This is a genomic window from Paenibacillus sp. S-12 (genome assembly GCF_030363895.1).
Taxonomy (GTDB): Bacteria; Bacillota; Bacilli; order Paenibacillales; family Paenibacillaceae; genus Paenibacillus_B; species Paenibacillus_B alvei.
Genome location: NZ_JASIUF010000018.1, coordinates 106,286 through 123,395 on the forward strand (window position 1 = coordinate 106,286; position 17,110 = coordinate 123,395).

Annotated in this window: 14 protein-coding genes and 2 pseudogenes; 11 read left to right on the top strand and 5 right to left on the bottom strand. The window is 43.1% G+C overall.

Features of this window, described 5'->3' with window-relative positions:
• Positions 1-6: 6 nt before the first annotated feature.
• The 3 genes from NO352_RS17880 to NO352_RS17890 all read right to left on the bottom strand — a co-directional run bounded on the left by NO352_RS17880 (position 7) and on the right by NO352_RS17890 (position 3,870).
• Positions 7-1,923, bottom strand: coding sequence for a heavy metal translocating P-type ATPase (locus NO352_RS17880; protein WP_289356331.1), 1,917 nt, complete (start codon positions 1,921-1,923; stop codon positions 7-9).
• 268 nt (positions 1,924-2,191) lie between these two features.
• Positions 2,192-3,553 carry a DUF4097 family beta strand repeat-containing protein gene (locus tag NO352_RS17885; RefSeq protein ID WP_289356333.1) on the bottom strand — a complete coding sequence of 454 codons (1,362 nt, stop codon included), beginning with the start codon at positions 3,551-3,553 and terminating at the stop codon, positions 2,192-2,194.
• On the bottom strand, positions 3,550-3,870 hold the full coding sequence (locus NO352_RS17890; protein ID WP_005543881.1) for a PadR family transcriptional regulator: 321 nt from the start codon (positions 3,868-3,870) through the stop codon (positions 3,550-3,552). Before NO352_RS17890 ends, NO352_RS17885 begins: the two co-directional genes overlap by 4 nt.
• A gap of 397 nt (positions 3,871-4,267) precedes the next feature.
• On the opposite strand from NO352_RS17890, the gene NO352_RS17895 reads away from it, so the two are divergent.
• From NO352_RS17895 to NO352_RS17920, 6 genes are all read left to right on the top strand, one after another.
• On the top strand, positions 4,268-5,602 hold the full coding sequence (locus tag NO352_RS17895; RefSeq protein WP_268600473.1) for an ABC transporter substrate-binding protein: 1,335 nt from the start codon (positions 4,268-4,270) through the stop codon (positions 5,600-5,602).
• Positions 5,603-5,738: 136 nt separating this feature from the next.
• Complete coding sequence (locus NO352_RS17900; protein WP_289356334.1) at positions 5,739-6,686, top strand: carbohydrate ABC transporter permease; 948 nt, start codon at positions 5,739-5,741, stop codon at positions 6,684-6,686.
• Between the two features lie 9 nt (positions 6,687-6,695).
• Positions 6,696-7,526, top strand: a complete 831-nt coding sequence (locus tag NO352_RS17905) for a carbohydrate ABC transporter permease (RefSeq protein WP_289356335.1) — start codon at positions 6,696-6,698, stop codon at positions 7,524-7,526.
• A gap of 68 nt (positions 7,527-7,594) precedes the next feature.
• The gene (locus NO352_RS17910; RefSeq protein WP_268621383.1) at positions 7,595-8,767 is read left to right on the top strand and encodes a YncE family protein; all 1,173 of its coding nucleotides are present in this window, start codon (positions 7,595-7,597) and stop codon (positions 8,765-8,767) included.
• Between the two features lie 94 nt (positions 8,768-8,861).
• A complete protein-coding gene (locus NO352_RS17915; RefSeq protein WP_005543890.1) occupies positions 8,862-9,080 on the top strand; it encodes a hypothetical protein in 219 nt (72 codons plus the stop codon).
• Between the two features lie 88 nt (positions 9,081-9,168).
• Positions 9,169-10,038, top strand: a complete 870-nt coding sequence (locus NO352_RS17920; RefSeq protein ID WP_005543892.1) for a polysaccharide deacetylase family protein — start codon at positions 9,169-9,171, stop codon at positions 10,036-10,038.
• A 216-nt stretch (positions 10,039-10,254) separates the two neighbouring features.
• Here NO352_RS17920 and NO352_RS17925 read toward each other — a convergent pair whose 3' ends face one another.
• Both NO352_RS17925 and NO352_RS17930 read right to left on the bottom strand, forming a co-directional pair.
• On the bottom strand, positions 10,255-10,950 hold the full coding sequence (locus NO352_RS17925) for a BclA C-terminal domain-containing protein (RefSeq protein WP_289356337.1): 696 nt from the start codon (positions 10,948-10,950) through the stop codon (positions 10,255-10,257).
• Between the two features lie 226 nt (positions 10,951-11,176).
• Positions 11,177-11,635, bottom strand: coding sequence for a hypothetical protein (locus NO352_RS17930; RefSeq protein ID WP_005543897.1), 459 nt, complete (start codon positions 11,633-11,635; stop codon positions 11,177-11,179).
• 554 nt (positions 11,636-12,189) lie between these two features.
• On the opposite strand from NO352_RS17930, the gene NO352_RS17935 reads away from it, so the two are divergent.
• The 5 genes and pseudogenes from NO352_RS17935 (at position 12,190) to NO352_RS17955 (ending at position 17,027) form a co-directional block, all read left to right on the top strand.
• The gene (locus tag NO352_RS17935) at positions 12,190-12,318 is read left to right on the top strand and encodes a hypothetical protein (protein WP_289356339.1); all 129 of its coding nucleotides are present in this window, start codon (positions 12,190-12,192) and stop codon (positions 12,316-12,318) included.
• A gap of 220 nt (positions 12,319-12,538) precedes the next feature.
• Positions 12,539-13,126: a chloramphenicol phosphotransferase CPT family protein gene (locus NO352_RS17940; protein ID WP_268621373.1), complete on the top strand. Its 588-nt coding sequence runs from the start codon at positions 12,539-12,541 to the stop codon at positions 13,124-13,126.
• Between the two features lie 489 nt (positions 13,127-13,615).
• A pseudogene (locus NO352_RS17945) lies at positions 13,616-14,745 on the top strand (tyrosine-type recombinase/integrase).
• Between the two features lie 129 nt (positions 14,746-14,874).
• A pseudogene (locus tag NO352_RS17950) lies at positions 14,875-16,654 on the top strand (tyrosine-type recombinase/integrase); the annotation flags it as partial.
• Positions 16,647-17,027, top strand: coding sequence for a DUF6262 family protein (locus NO352_RS17955; protein ID WP_289356340.1), 381 nt, complete (start codon positions 16,647-16,649; stop codon positions 17,025-17,027). The pseudogene NO352_RS17950 and the gene NO352_RS17955, both read left to right, overlap by 8 nt.
• Positions 17,028-17,110 lie beyond the last annotated feature (83 nt).

The window sequence follows — 17,110 nt, forward strand, 5'->3', positions numbered from 1 at the left end:
ACCCTTTTAGGACTTCAATAATCGCAACCCATTTAAGATAACAAGAATCGTGCTCCCCTCATGTCCGACAACGCCAAGCGGGAGTGGGATGCCGAAAATAAAGTTCGTTGCAATTAGCCCCATAATGACCACAGCAGCAAAAATAATGTTCTGCTTCACAATGGATTGCGTTCTTCTGCTTAATACGATCGCACGGCCAATGTTAGTGAGGTCGTCATTCATCAGAACAACATCGGCTGTTTCCAAGGCTGCATCACTGCCTGCTGCCCCCATGGCAATTCCGACCGACGCACTCGCAAGTGCCGGCGCATCATTGACGCCATCTCCTACCATCGCTATCTGACCGTACTGCGTCTTCAGTTCCTTAACTATGCTCAGCTTATCTTCGGGCAACAACTCTGAGAACACCAAGTCAATTCCTGCTTCTGTCGCAATGCTGTTAGCTGTCTGCTTCTGATCGCCTGTCAGCATCGCTACCTGTATTCCTTGGCGCTTCAATTGCTTCACCATTTCAATCGCTTCCGGACGAATGCGATCTTGCAGTGCAATAACTCCAACCACTCGCCGGGACTTCTCTATCACAATAACCGTCTTGCCTTGATATTGCAGCGTATCAATCTGTTCGCGGATGTCCCCATCTATTTCCTGCTCTGACTGGATATAAGCAGGCTTGCCGATTCTCCACGACTCTCCTGCCCATACAGCCTCAATGCCTTGCCCAGCATGTGCTTGAAATTGAGAAGGACGTGGCCCTAATTCAGAATCGACCACACCATCACCGCTTCGCTGCGCTTCAGCAACAATTGCCTTAGCAATCGGGTGTGTGGACAGCTTCTCCAATGCCCCTGCAGCAAGCAGGAGCCCCTGTTCATTCATCGATTCATACGGAATAACATCTGTTACTTCCAGCTTTCCGCTTGTCAGCGTTCCCGTCTTGTCAAAGGCAATCACTTTCACATGTGAAATATGATCCAAGTATGCACCGCCCTTGAACAAGACACCCTTACGAGCACTATTTGAAATCGCAGATAGCGTAGCTGGCATAATCGAGGCAACTAAAGCACATGGGGATGCCACAACGAGAAAGACCATTGCCCGGTAAAAGGCCTCTGTCCATGTTTCTTGAAGCAGCAATGGCGGAAAAACTGCAAGCGCCAAGGCTGCGAATAGAATCACCCTTGCGTAAATATGTTCGAATCTTTCAATCATTCGCTGTGACTTTGGCATTTCACTTTGCGCTTCCTGTACAAGCAGGATAATCTTTGCAAATAAAGACGATTCACTCGTTTGCGATACAGTAATATATAAAGCCCCCTGCCCATTCACTGTTCCTGCATACACGTCGTCACCCTTATTCTTATCGACTGGAATGCTTTCGCCGGTAATCGATGATTGATTCACTGCAGATTGCCCATCTTGCACCGTTCCATCAGCCGGTATACGTTCACCTGGCTTTACCAGAACGAGATCCCCGACCAGCACCTCCTCTACAGGCAGTACATACTCCACTCCGCTGCGAATGACATGTGCTTCTTCAGGCTTCAGATCCATGAGTGCGGAAATATCTTTTGAGCTGCGATTCATCGTAAAGGTTTCCAGTGCACCGCTCAATGCAAAAATAAAAATAAGGATCGCACCTTCTGACCAGTATCCGATTGAAGCTGCACCAAGTGCGGCTGCAATCATCAGCAGGTTGACATCCAAATCCTTATCACGTATTAGCGTAACAACGCCATCCTTCAGCTTTAGCCAGCCTCCACAAATATAAGACAGCACGTAGCACGCCAACACCCAATCATCCGAAACTGAACTGCCGAACATAGCCAACAGCAGGAACAGCAGACTGCCTGCTGCCGCACAAGATTCATTATGTGTATCCAGCCATTTCTTCCATGATGCTGTCATTGAGATCGTATTATTCATTTTCATTCATCCTCTCTTCAATTGAAAATGACTATCGTTGTTAACCCCCTAAAAATGCATCATGCTGCTTCCGAGAGGGAAGCAGCATGCATTGATAATGAGATTAATTTTCACTATGGTCATTTTTTTGAATTGAGGCAACATTACTATATTAGTATAATCTGATGAATGAAAAATGTGAATACCGATCGCAGCAAAATTAAGGGCTGTGTTGAAATTCGGAATTAGGCTTGCTAAATTTCAAGTACGCACTAGAACCCAGCTTAATTTATGCTCTTGTCGCTCGTAGTTCAATATCTCCACTTGCAGAAACAATTCGTACTATTGGCCCATCATATCCAATGCTCCCCCGATAATGATCTCGATGTTCCGTCTCTGTTTGTACATGCGGAAGCTTCACGGATAAATCACCACTGCTGGTGATCGCTTCAATATTGATATTTGCCACTAACGAAGAAATTCGGACGTCAATATCTCCTGACGCACTTTCAATCACTGAAGGGCCAATATCACGCCCGAAAGAGCAGTCCACATTACCACTGCTCGATTTGAGCATAAGCGAACCGTTCAGTTCATCAATCTCCACCTCGCCAGATCGGCTAATGATCTCTAGATTGGAACGAATATACTCTAGCTCCATATCTCCTGAGGAAGAAGACAGTGCCCAATTAAGACCGACTCCTTCGCGGATCGAAAGATCGCCGGACATCACCTCTGCACGCAGCTCATCAGCACTAATTTGCCCGACTTCCACATCCCCCGACGACGTTTGAATCGCCATCGATTGAGTCTTGCTGCGGCGGACATCTACATCCCCTGATGATGCTACCACACTCATTTGTTCTGCTGAGCAGCCATCCAAGTGGATATCACCCGACTTGCTCGCTATCCGGACAGATTGGAATATCCCCTGCCGAATATCTGCGTCCCCAGACGACAATTCCATATCAAGCTGGCTCGACCGAACTTGCTGCATATCAATGTCGCCTGATTCCGATGTAATTTGAAGATGACCTTGATAGCTGCTTGGCACACGCACATACAGCTTGTGCTCACTATAACGGAGCTGCTGAATAGTAAGAAAGGAGAAGAAGCGCTTGGCATTGTATCTCAATCGAGCTGAAATCGTGTAGGTATCGCTATCCAAATGATCACGAATATCGAACTTCTCCGGCTCATCCGATTCAAGGCGATAGCCAATCCGATCCCCTTCATACGACTCAATGGCAACATCCACCTCACTTGTCTGGATGCGCAACACACGTATCGATGAAGTATCATCATTCTCCTGATTGTAAGGTGATGAAGATGACCGGAATGATTGTCCAGCAGCGTAGGCTGCTACATGCAACATCCCATTGTCACTATGTGTTCTTTCAGCGCCAGCCTGTACATTTCCTTCACTCTGTCTGGTCTGAGTAGGATGTTCACGATGCTGCTCAAGAATTTCATTGGCGATGGTCTGTACGTTGCCTAATGAATTCAATATCTCTTCTTCGGACTTACCAGCCTCCATTGCCTCTTGGAAATGAGCCTCAAAGTCACTCATAATTTCCTTACGCTCAGTTGGCGGAATTTCCTCCAGTTCCCGCTCCAATCTCACAAGAAACTCTAGTTTTTGCAAGCTCATTGTGACATTACCTCCTTAATCATCTCATTTACCCCTTGGGAGAACAGACTCCATTCCTTAAGCATTTCTTGCATATAGGTCTTTCCTGTTTCGGTAAGTGTATAATACTTACGCGGCGGGCCCTCCGGCGACTCTTTCAAATATGTCTCAAAATATCCCTCTTGCGTTAATCTGCGAAGAAGCGGATACATCGTGCCCTCTGCAACCTGGAACTTCTCTGAGATGCGATGAACAAGCTCATAACCGTAGCGATCCTGCTCATAGGTAAGTACAAGCACACACAGCTCCAATACGCCCTTTTTAAATTGTACATTCATACCATCTGCACCACCCTCCCCTTTTCCCTTTCGTGGTAATTTTCTACATTGTATCACCCACTACTATGTAATGCAAGATACCTTTTTATACTCACTCTATTAAAAATTAAAGCGATTTTTCTTTTCATAGAAAATTTGAAATAGGCCGCTGACTGTTGTAATTATTGAAAGCGGATTCACATAAGATGATGTAAGTTATCCCCGCGAAGTCCCAAAAATCAACATTGAAGTTATTTACAATTCCTTATCACTCACTTAACGCTATGTTTAATCTTTCCATTTACAATGGGGCTTGTGCACAGTTTCGACGAATTTCAACAAAATAAGGGTTGGTTAGCTAACAAGATGAATCATGAATGGGATCTACTGAAATCTAAATCTACTAAGGAGTGTAACTATGAAAGCAAAACGTTGGTTTGCCCTGCTTACTATCATCTCTCTACTATTTATATCCGTTATTGGATGTTCGAGCAGTTCATCATCTGGCGAAGGCCAAGCTAACGAGTCAAGCGCTGCTGCTCCTGCTGCCAAAGAAGAGGACAAGACACCTGTCAAAATTCATTATTGGCATTCTCACGCTGAGGCTCAAACCGAAGGTCTTAACTACATGATCGGAGAGTTCCAAAAGAAATATCCATACATTACAGTTGAACCGGTATATCAAGGCGGATATGAAGACTTACATAAGAAGCTCCTCGCAGCTGTAGCTGCCGGCGATGTTCCTGCGGTAACGAATGTTGAGGTATCTTCTTTGCCTATCTTCTCTCACGATGGTATTTTCGAAGACTTGACGCCATATGTGGAGCGCGACCAAGTAGATACCTCCGACTTCTCGGAGGGCATGCTGAAGGCATATGCGTATGAAGGCCGTCAATTCGGCTTCCCGCTTATCGTAAGTACGAGTGTTATGATCTATAACAAAACATTGCTAGATAAGCTCGGTGCTCAGCCTCCGCAAACATGGACCGAGATCGAAGACTACAATAAGAAAGTTACAGAGAAGAAAGATGGAAAGACAGTTCGCTATGCGCTTTCCGTTCCGGGCTGGGATAACTGGTACTACGATCCTTGGATGATTAACGGCGGCGGTTCCGTTCTGAACGCTGACATGTCCAAGGCTGCAATTGATACACCGGAGAGCTTGCGCTACATCGAGAACTTCAAGCGCTGGGTAGATGAGGGCAACATGCACATCGGCTACGGCAAAGGTGCTTCCGGCACAATGCGGCAAATGTTCCTCGAGGGCAAAATCGGTATGATTGAGCACACTTCCGCTATGATCAAGACGTATGTAGAAAATGCGAAGTTTGAAGTGGGCGTATCCTTTGTGCCTGGCGACAAAACACGCATCTCCAACATCGGCGGTGCCGGTATCGTCATGATGAAAGGCGCAAAGGACAACCAAAAAGAAGCAGCTTGGAAGTTCATTCAATTCATGACGGGCAAAGAAAACAACTTGAAGTGGGCAGAAAAAGTAGGCTATCTCCCTACTCACAAGTCAGTTATTGATACAGAAGAAGGCAAAGCGTACATGCAGCGTTGGCCGCAATACAAAGCCGTGCTTGACAACTTCGACCAAGTACAAGCGCGCATGCAGCATCCGTTGTACCCTGAGTTCAGCAACTTCTACATCGAAGCAATGGGCAAAATGGTCCTTGAAAAAGGAGACCCTGTGAAACTGATGAAGGAAGCCGCTGAGCAAATCAACAAAGTACTCGAAGATAGCAACTAACGTAATGCGCGGGTTGCACATTGCACATCTATGGTCAAGCAAGGTCGTATCCCCTATCTGCCATATGGGAACAGGGCATGCGGCTTTGACTTGGCCTTTCTTTATCATGGTTCCAAAGGAGAGGGCGATTTAACAAATGAATAGTAACTCCGGAATTACGACTGATACGCCGGCAGAAGCTGTAAAGTACAAGAAGCCTTGGTCATGGTACCGCTTTTCCGAGAAGTTAAAGGATTTCAGCTTCGCGCTGCCGGCTCTGCTGTTCCTGCTTATTTTTACCTATGTACCACTTGTATTCTCGATCTATATCAGTACGACGAACTGGAACATGTCGCGTCCAGTGATGAAATTTATCGGGGCGGATAACTATACGAAGCTGTTATCCAGTGAAGACTTTTGGAAGGTTCTTACGATTACGTTCAAGTATACGATTTTCGACGTATTCTTTACGATTGTCATCGGACTTCTACTGGCACTTCTATTTAACTCGAAATCGAAGATTTACAATTTCATGCGCGCGATCATCTTTATGCCCTATTACATTTCCATGGTCGTTGCAGCCATGATCTTCTTATGGATATTTAACGGTGAATACGGCCTTGCCAACTACCTATTGGAATTGGCAGGATTCGATAAGATCAATTGGATGACGAATCCGAACACAGCGCTTGGCGCACTAATTACGGTGTCCCTATGGAAAGGCGTCGGCTTTGCAATGCTGCTCTTCATCGCTGGCTTACGCAGCATTCCTGTTGAGTACTATGAGGCATCCAGCATCGACGGTGCTTCTCGTTGGAACCAATTCCGCAACATCACGATTCCATTACTGTCACCGATGACACTGTTCCTAGTTATTACGAACTTCATCGGATCGATGCAGGTCTTCCAATCGATCAATATTATGACGAACGGCGGACCGTTGAACGCAACGAAGGCAATGGTGTTCTGGATTTATCAGATGGCATTCTCCGAGTTCCGGACAGGCCGCGCCTCGGCTCTCGTCGTTATTTTCTTCATCATTATTATCGCCTTAACTGTGATCCAGCTATGGATTTCGAAAAAAAGAGTTCATTACGAAGGGTAGGCTTAGCGGATGTCTAAAACATTATTTTCAACCATCCGGTTGGCAGCAGCCATCCTTATTACGATTGTGATGTTCTTTCCAACGTATTGGCTAGTTGTCACTTCATTGAAAACACCGTTTGAACTGCGGCTCGCGATTCCCTCCTTCTGGCCTGAATCGTTCCGCTTCCAGAACTATATTGATGCATTTCAGGCTTCACCATTTGGCCGTTACTTTTTCAATACTGCCGTTCAGACACTGGGCATTATGATCCTCCAAATCAACGTGGCAATCTGGGCTGCCTTTGCCTTCGCGAAAGGGAACTTCTGGGGCCGTGACAAATGGTTCATTCTTGTCCTTGCTGCCCTGATCGTTCCGGAACAGGTAACATTCGTGCCTGTGTATGTGATGATGTCCAAGATTGGCTGGCTGAATACATTTCTGGCCTTAATTGTGCCTCATGGAGCTTCCGCCTATGGTATCTTCCTGCTTCGTCAGGCATTCAAGTCACTAAACAATGATGTACTGGAAGCTGCCCGTGTTGATGGTGCCGGCCGATTCCATCAATTGTATCGAATACTCGTTCCGATGGCGATGCCGACGATTGCAACCTTAATTGTCTTAACATTCATCGGAAGCTGGAACTCGTACTTCTGGCCACTTATTATGTCGAACTCGGACAGCATGCGCGTATTGACGGTAGCGGTTGCGATGATGCGCGATGCAGTAGCAGGCGACGAGGCCCTTACGTTCCACATGCTCAGCGCCGCAAGCGTAATGGTCATCCTGCCGATCGTTATTGTATTTACTTTTGCACAGAAGCACATTGTCTCTGCTCTCGCGAATTCTACTTTTAAATAATCGTTCAAGTAGGTGTACAGCCAACCTATAGGCTTTCCCATATTCATATACTTCAAGGAGGCTAAGTAATGAAATCTTACTCTACTTCTTCACGTTATCGAAAAGGTGTTCAAGCGCTGCTGCTTTCCTCGATTCTGTTGTCATCTGCCGTTGCCTGTGCCAATAGTGAAGAAGAGCCGGCAGGCGCGAATCTTGCTGCTGCACCCGTCATGCAAATATCCAACACCAATCCGAGTGCAGCAGAGGCTGCTGGCAAGCTGACGCAACAAGAGGTGAACCCGAAGCTGCGCATCGATAAAAAAGAGTTCAAACCGCTGCTCAGCATGGCAAAGGATGGCCCTATTATTCCAGGCTTGCACGAGCTTGTTATTCCGCAGGGGCTTGCCTACTCTGCTGAACAAGGATGGCTTGTGATGTCAGGATATCGCGACAAAGGCGTCAGCGTCATTGCCATTATGGATTCAAAAACTGGCCAACTGCTGAAGTCTCTCGAACTGTATGACGCAGTCGGAGATCCGTATACAGGTCATGCTGGCGGTGTTGCTATTTCAAATGGCTATGTATTTATTGCTTCTGGCAGCAAGGCAAGATACGTATCCATTGATAAAATCAAGCAGACCGATGATGGCGGGCAGCTTATTTTCGAGGGTCAATTTAAGGTGAACACAAATGCTTCCTTCATCGCATTCGAGGATGGAAAGCTATGGGTTGGCGAATTCGCTTATGGCACAAGTTATCCAACCGATGCGTCGCACTATATAACGAACCGCGATGGCGACGAATATCGCGCTTGGATCGAAGGATTTACGGTAGATACGAAGACAGGGCTTCCTGCACAATTGAAGAAATCTGGCGATAAGCTGGTTCCAGAGCAGCTCCTCTCGATTCCGAATCGAATTCAAGGTGTATCGTTCTGGAATGGCCATTGGGTATTAAGCGATTCTTATGGGCGTAACACCAACAGCACGATGCTATTCTTTAATGACCCTCGCAGGCAAGCACCTCACGCAAAAGTCACGCTTAACAACAAGGAAATCCCACTTTGGTTCCTTGATAAAGCAGAGCTCAAACTGAAACTTGACGGTCCGCCAATGGCTGAAGAGGTGGTAATCGTTGAAGATTCACTCTATATCAACTATGAATCTGCCTCTGACGGGATTGCGATGACCGGAAGCTATGCGATGGATCGCATGCACATCCTCAATATGAAGCAAATCGAACAAATGTGGGGCAAAAAGTAATGATGTCCTGAAGGGCCGTCAAGTGACGGCTCTTTTTTTTTGCTTTATAATGGGTACAAATAGATGAACGCAATGGAATAGGAGACGTATGGTGATGAATGAACAGAAGTGGCATGACTTGCAGAATAAAGTAACCGCGCATATAGAAGGGAATCCTGATAGTTGCTCCCAATTGCTGCAAGAGCTGTTTGATGAGATGAAAGAACTTCGCGCTGAAAATGACCGATTGCGCAAAGCACTAAATACCGCTAGAAAGCAAAACGGAAACTACAACCATATGTCCACCAAATTAAAGGATGCGTTGTACGAATAAAAGTCGTGTCAGATGGATAATTTACGCACTTCCTCCGAACCCTATATTCATACTTAATTCGATGAATATTGGTTCAGGAGGTTCTATCATGATTACACGTCTAGTTCTGCTTGGATTATGTACCATGCTAAGCGTATACGTATCGGGCTGCAGCACGGCAAGCACGTCCCCTCAACCCCCTACAGCGAAAAAATCGCATGAAGGATATTCGATTCAACAACGACAAGTGCACGTCGCAACGAAGGAAGCCCCTTCCTTCGTTGATGGCAATGAAAGCGATGTCCGCAAGCCTAAACCGCTTACTCTATCTGAGCTGCGTCGAAAATACCGTTCCCATTTCATCATGCAAGGCCCATCTGACCAAAGAAGGGTTGCACTGACGTTCGATGATGTTCCGGACAATCACTTTACCCCACAGGTTCTCGATGTGCTGCGACAGTATGGTGTTAAGGCGACGTTCTTCGTGGTTGGCAATCGTGCCGAGAAATATCCTGACATCTTGAAACGCATATTGGATGAAGGACACATTATCGGCAACCACTGCTATGATCACGCCAACCTGCCTAATCTGTCAGATGAAGCCTTTCACAACGAGATAAATCGAACACAGGATATTCTGCGAGCCGCAACTGGTCATACCGTTACCTTCATCCGACCTCCTTACGGCAATATAAACGAGGAGCAAATCAAATGGCTAGCCTCTCAAGGCATGCTGATCGTGAATTGGAATGTCGATTCTTTGGATTGGAAAGGACTTACCGCTGAACAGATTGAAGCAAATATTATGTCCCACCTTACCCCAGGCGCTATCGTGCTTCAGCATGCTGCTGGCGGCAAGGATCATGACTTGAGCGGAACCATCAAGGCACTGCCGCGCATCATTGAGGAACTGAATCGTCAAGCCATCGAAATGGTGACGCTGGACAAGCTGTTGGATAAACCAGCATATCGGAAATAATCCCCTTAAAAAATCGTACAAACTAAGGACGGCTGATGGTGCGAAAAATCACAATCGGTGATCATTTGTTTGAAGCGCCGTATGCCCTACGCCCAACACTGAAGAAGACAGAACTAAATTTAAGTGGTTCCAAGACGGAGTTCAGGAATGAAACAAGAGCCGTAGGAATTTTTCCTTAACGGCTCTTGGAGGCGTCCAGAAAACACAAATGGACTTTTAACTCAATCGAATAATGGTTAACGCCGCACCAGCAGCATTGTTAATAAGCGTAGCTGACCCCAAAAGTCCGTACAATTGTAGGGATATTGTCGTATTGGCCGCCAATGTAAGAATAACGTCATTGTTAAATGTAGATGACGTCAGAACGGGAGCTATCGATGATGCTACATTCGCTGTGCCATTGATCAGCAATCGGGAGCCTAGCAACAATCCCGCCGTTAAATTGATCTGGTACGTGATATAGTATCTTCCCGCTGTTGATACGGTAAAGGTGTCGTTTGAACCGTTTACGGTTATTCCTGACCCGATGTTTTGAGCGCTAGGAAGTGGAACGAGTGTACCTGTTAATACGACCGCAATGGTTGCTCCGGTTGTATTTGCAGCATATGAGGATGTCGCAGTAATACTCGTTCCAGTGGCCCCAGTAATGCCAGTATCGCCCGTAGCACCTGTCACTCCAGTTACTCCGGTAGCCCCTGTAGCGCCGGTAGAACCAGTGGTTCCAGTGTCACCAGTTACTCCAATTGGGCCTGTCGCTCCCGTAGCTCCTGTCATGCCTGTCGTTCCAGTGATCCCAGTTGCTCCAGTAACTCCAGTAGCACCTGTTCCCCCCTTTGGGTATACAGGTACAATGATGCCAGATATTTTTGCAAGCCAAGAAGAAAAAGAATGAGAGTTTAAATTATTGTTCATAACCAAACCCCTTTTTTAGACGCCATCAACTTACCATCATGTAAAAATATACTCTATTAGTTCATATACTCATAATATTGAAACTTCTTTCAAAATGATTTGGCTATATCCTAAACAAATAGATTTAGACTGATGGGGGTTTTCACGAGAAATATGACTATGAGTTTACCGATATAAAAAACAAGAGCCGTGAGGATTCTTTCCTCTACGGCTCTTATTTATGAACCTAGTTATGTTTTTCAAAAATCAAGTTGTAATATTGTGAAGAACTATAATCATTGTATCCGTGCGATTGTACTCTAATATACATCTTATACCCAGCCTCAAGATGTGATGATAAACCATCTGTCCCCCCTGTGCCTGTATCGTACACATTTTTTACTTGTACAATCTGTCCACGTCCATCTTGAATAATAAGCTGTAAATCATAATTAAGTCCGGGAGGTGATTTCAAAATTACGGCGTAACTTAAATAGTCACCGTGAGTATTGTCCACCAAATAAAAATCATTGTCATTAAAACTTTCGATCGGTTGTGTTGCAGATGCGGCACTCGTACCAGGCCTCCACAGCAAATCTGCGTCTGCGATAGTATCTGCAAAACCATGTTTTGCAAAGACTGAAGGAGAAGCTACTACCATCAAGGCTGTCACTAGAAACGCAATAAACATTTTTCTCGCTTTCATAGTATCACTTTCCTTTCTTGGTATGTATAGAGGCATTTGCCTCTATACCAATATATTACATTGAGAGGTTATATTTGTAAACTATATATTTTTAATGGAAACCTTTTATCTGAACCGATTGGTATCTTTGCTACTTTTTTTGGCTTTGTCATTATATCCTCCAAATAAAGAAGAGAGAGCGATATGTGCCCTCTCTCATTTGTTATTACTTATTTTTTTTCTATGTTCGCCCTGTTATCAAAAAAAGAAGCTGAGATTCAGATTATGATTCTTTTTCTCATGCCATCTAATTCCCTCTATTCTATATAACTCCGTTGAGTCTGTCCCCATTTTGTCCCCATGGGGACAGATTACTTTTGAAGCCCAATTGGAATCAACCTTTATGGAAGGATAAGGGATTATGATGTCGAATACATGCTTATATCATAACTAGGGGTGAACAGTGTATCGCTATGCTATTAAGAATGCTGGGTATTGGCGTTATTCTGTGTTGCATATTAATAGGGTATGAAGCAGGGAGTGTTTTCGAAAAGCTCGGTGGAAGGTTCGAATTTATGCCAGCTTTGGTATGGTGGGTTAGTGGAGCTGCGTCAGCAGTTTTATTTTTTGCAATAGGGATGGTATTGGAGCAACAGGAAGAAATGCAGACAGTACTACAACAAATTACAGAAGAGGAAATGTGAAGTGAAACAGAACCTGCGGCATCTACTTAGAAGTAGTTTTTATTTCTTAGGTTTTTATAGTTTGAAAATTTTGACCGATGAAAGTCTTATCTAATAGGGTGGCTTCGTATTTATAAGGAGTCATTTTTTTTAATATTTTCTGGGTTGGATAATTTTGTGAACTTTGTTAATATAACGTTATCTGAAAGATACGCAAATCTTACATGTGAGGGTGATTCGTTTGAAGCAAGGAATTATTGTGTTGATGAACGGAACTTCTAGTTCAGGAAAGACTAGTATTTCTATTGAACTGTTAAATCAGAAAGAGATTCTTTTTCATCATTTATCAATAGATGATTTTGTCAAGGATTTTTTTAATAATAAATTCTCAGATATTGAACCTACAAGAGAAGTAGATGAGCAAGTTATCGCACAAATAATGTCTGATCCCTTAACCTCAATGTACTATTCGACAATTAAATTGTTTTCAGAAATGGGGTTGAATGTAATAGTAGATACTGTAATCGACAATGACAAGTCGTTTAATGAGTGTCTTGATCTATTTTTCGATCAGCCTACATTATTTATAGGTGTAATATGCTCGAAAGAAGAGCTCATAAGAAGAGAGCAAACAAGAGGAGATAAAAAAATTGGACTAGCAGCTTCACAGTTCAGCAAAGTATATTGCATAGATGAATATGACCTCGAAGTAAATACTGAAGAGATGAATCCAATAGAATGTGCCGAAAAGATATTAAGTTTTATTAAGTCCAATCAGGAATACTCGGTATTTAAGAAATTAAGTAAAAGAAATGTTAGTGTTTCCTAGATGCCGTATCCATTAGATAACACCCATATTCAAGCATTGGGGCTATCGCCCCTCGGCCTGCCCGAGGGATTTCGGAATTAAGCAACGGGACACGTTAGTTCAATGCAACAGCGACAGTCTAGGACTTTATTTTCTCGTCCTAAGCTGTCGCTGTTCCAATTTCTCAGGTCAGTCTAAAACTTATTTTATGGAGTCTGGTGGTATACAATTCTAAAGTCGCATGGAATAAGACACGTAGTCTAATACTTTATTTTTCTTTGATTAGACTATTATAAATAGTGGATACTATGTTCAATTTATGAGCATATATCCACTATATTTATATATGATAGATTCATTATTTAGACGTCGAAGTTACTGTTTACAATGTATATAATGTAAAGATTAAATGCAACGTATGATTCTATTTGTGGAGGGCGTAGCCCATAGCGGGAGGCGTAGCGAGGTTAAAAACCGAGCGTAATCAATTAATATTGGAAGGTGAAGTCGTTGAGAGTACAAGAAGTTATCCTAAAGGATAACAACAAACGTTACATGTTGATAGATGGAAATGGTTTACCTGTGATCCCTGTTTTGAAATACCTAAAATACTTAGACAATACGGGAAAAAGTAGAAATACGCAGAAAACGTATTGTTATGCGTTAAAGCAGTATTTTGCGTACTTAAAAGAGACGAATAAAGATCACAATAATATTCGATTAGAAGACTTGGTGGAATTCGTTGGTTGGTTGCGCAGCCCTTTTGAAAGCAACAAGATAACTCCACTTAAACCGATTCAAACAAAGAGGACAGAAAAGACCATTAATCTAACAGTAACAGCTGTTACAAACTTTTATGATTATTTGTATCGAAATGAAGAGCTTATCAATGGTATGTCCGAGAAGTTAATGCGGCAGGTATTTACTGGGGGAAGATCACGATATAAAAGCTTTCTGCATCACGTTCATAAGGACAAGCCGTCTATAAGAAATATATTAAAAATTAAAGAGCCACGCAAGAATGTTGAGACACTTTCAAAAGAACAAGTGCAGCAAGTGCTAAACGCAACAACAAACATCAGAGATCAGTTTCTCATCCAAGTGTTATTTGAAACAGGTTTGCGAATTGGTGAAGTCCTCTCACTCTATTTGGAAGATTTTAAGTTTGATTACAGAGGCCATCGGATTTTTCTAAAGGATCGAGGGGAATTAGAAAACGGAGCCATGCTCAAAACAGGTGAGCGTGGAATATATGTGTCCCAGGCGTTAATGGACTTGTTTGATGACTAATTATATGAAGTTCTTGATGAGTTGGACTTTCGTTCCAATTTCGTTTTTGTAATTCTTCGAGGTGAAAATAAAGGTAAGCCCCTGACACTTACCGCTGTAGAAGCTCTTTTTAAGCGTTTAAGGGAGAAAACGGGAATTCGCAAACTTCACCCCCACCTTTTTAGACACACACACACGCTACGATGTATTACCAAGAAACCAAAGACATAAAGCAAGTGCAGGAACGTTTAGGACATTCGCAGATTCAGACCACGATGAATCTATACCTACATCTTTCAGAAGATGACATTCGTAAGGATTGGGAGAAAGCACAGACAGCATTTCAGATCAATATAAAGGATTCAAGGTGATTGAATATGGAAAAAATCAGTCTACGTACATACCGTGAGGAATTAAGCTTTCATGAGAGATTAGAGCAAGAGCTTTCTGCTTAACCTGAGAAGACCATTCATACTGATGGATCTATAAACGTGAAGCATGTAAATAATCCTTATTTCCTGGTCAATGATAAATGGAATGTTGATTTTATCGGAGATATCAAACAGTTTAAAAAGCTGGCGGAGAATTATAATCACTCAACTCAAAATATCCATTTTCGAATCAAAAGCTCTACGGTTAATTTAGAAGCAAAATACTTTTGGTATCACGAGCTATTTTATGCTGAGAAAGCTCTCGTCACTATTTTTGTGGGACAATGCTGGAGCGTATTTACAAAATTCCTAAATGAAAAGTATCCTACTCTATTTTCCCTGCTTGACTTAGGTATTGATAAAGTAGAGCGTGAATGGCTATTTTGGTTGCATGAACAGAAATATAAGACACAAGAGATTCAAAAACATGCATTTCGTGCCGAAGTTACACGAAAAACACATTTGGCGGGCTATTTGCGATTGTTTCTTTCAAAGTTCGTGCAATTAACAGACACCCGTGAAGAATTTTCTTTCTTGTGTGTCTTTAATGGAACCAAATTGGAACGATTTAAGAGGCTTAAAACGCACTCACATGGAAACATATATTCAATGGTTACACGGGTATGCCAAGGGAAGTATAAAGCACAGAAATACACATCCTGAACGTTATATAAACAAAGGATTTCTAGTTGTCGGCAAGTTTCTGGAGGATCTTCACCGTTACGAATATGACATCGCTCCTGAAACTCCTGTACAAAGGCTCCTTTTTCCAGAGGATAAGCCCAAGCTTCGAAAAAAATCTATTGACCAAATTGACTACATTCCAGATTATGTTTTAGAGCAATTATTCACCCATATTAATTATTTACCTAAAGAGATAACTCCTATCGTATGGGTTGCCTTTAAAACAGGGCTGCGCGTTTCCGATGTGTTAGGCTTAACTTAGGACTGCTTAGTAAAACTAAACGGCAAATACTCCATTGTAACGGATATTGAAAAGACTTATGTTCAAGGTCATCGAATTCCCATTGACGAAAAGTTGGCGGATATTCTTGCAGTTCTCATTCAACATTCAAAAGAAAGAAGCAATCAAGATAATAATCCAGAAGGATTAATTTTTGTTCGTTATCGTGGTGCTCGCAAAGGAAGGCCATTCAACCAGCATTGGCTTCTGAGACAATTAAATGAACTGGCTATGAAAAAGAATATCACCGATGAAAATGGGAATGTATTTCACTTTAAAACCCATCAGTTTAGACATACTTATGCAGTTAAGATGCTAAATGGTGGAGCGGACATTCTGACTGTCCAAGAGTTGTTAGCCCATGCTTCTCCTGAAATGACCTTGCGGTATGCAAAGTTGTTGGACGATACGAAAAGAAAGGCTTTTGAAACTGTAATCACTCAAGGTGTTTTTAGCTTTGACCTTAACGGTGATGTGCAGGAAATTAAAGTGGGAGAAGACATTCCTGCAGAGATCTTAAATGCGTTATGGCAAGACCATAAGTTGAATGCAATGGATAACCCTTATGGGACATGCCACGCTCGTTTAAAAGGTGAATGCCCTCACATGGAAGCACCACCTTGCTTAACGTGTAATGGAGGAAGCCCATGTAAAGATTTAGCCATAGGCTTCTCTGAATTGGATGTACAGAAATATGAACTGCATATTAAAACCACATCAAAGGCTATTGAGGCAGCAAAACAACACGGTCGTGAAGATATGGCTGAGAAGAATGAGAAAAATCTACTACGTTATCAGGGGATTCTAACTAACCTTCAAGAAGGCAATATCATTTTCGGTAGACAAGACCGTATAAAAAGAAAGGTGAGTGCTGGAAATGGCTAATTACGACCGTACAGCTCATCTGAAGAGAATCCATGCCCAACGGAAGGCGAGTACCCTAGAGAAGGTAGATCAGGCGATTAAACGCCTCTTACGAGCCAACAAGAGCATCAATTTCAATAGCGTATCAGAAGAATCGGGTGTATCGAAAGCGAGTTTATATAACCATTCAGATATCCGCGAGAGGATCGAATCCTTACGCCGTCAACAATCACAAGCACCTATCCCAAAGCAAATAAAGCGTGAGATGAATGATGCGAATAAGGATATACTCATCGAAACGTTAAAACGCAAAATCAAAGCACTGGAGAACGAGAACAAAGAAATACGAGAAGAAATGAAAAAGGCTTATGCTCAGATTTACGAAAAATTTTAGTTGCACTTCATTGAGCTAACGGGCAGGATAGTTTGAGATCATTTGCGGTGAACCCTACCATAAGTAACGACGAAAAATAGGGA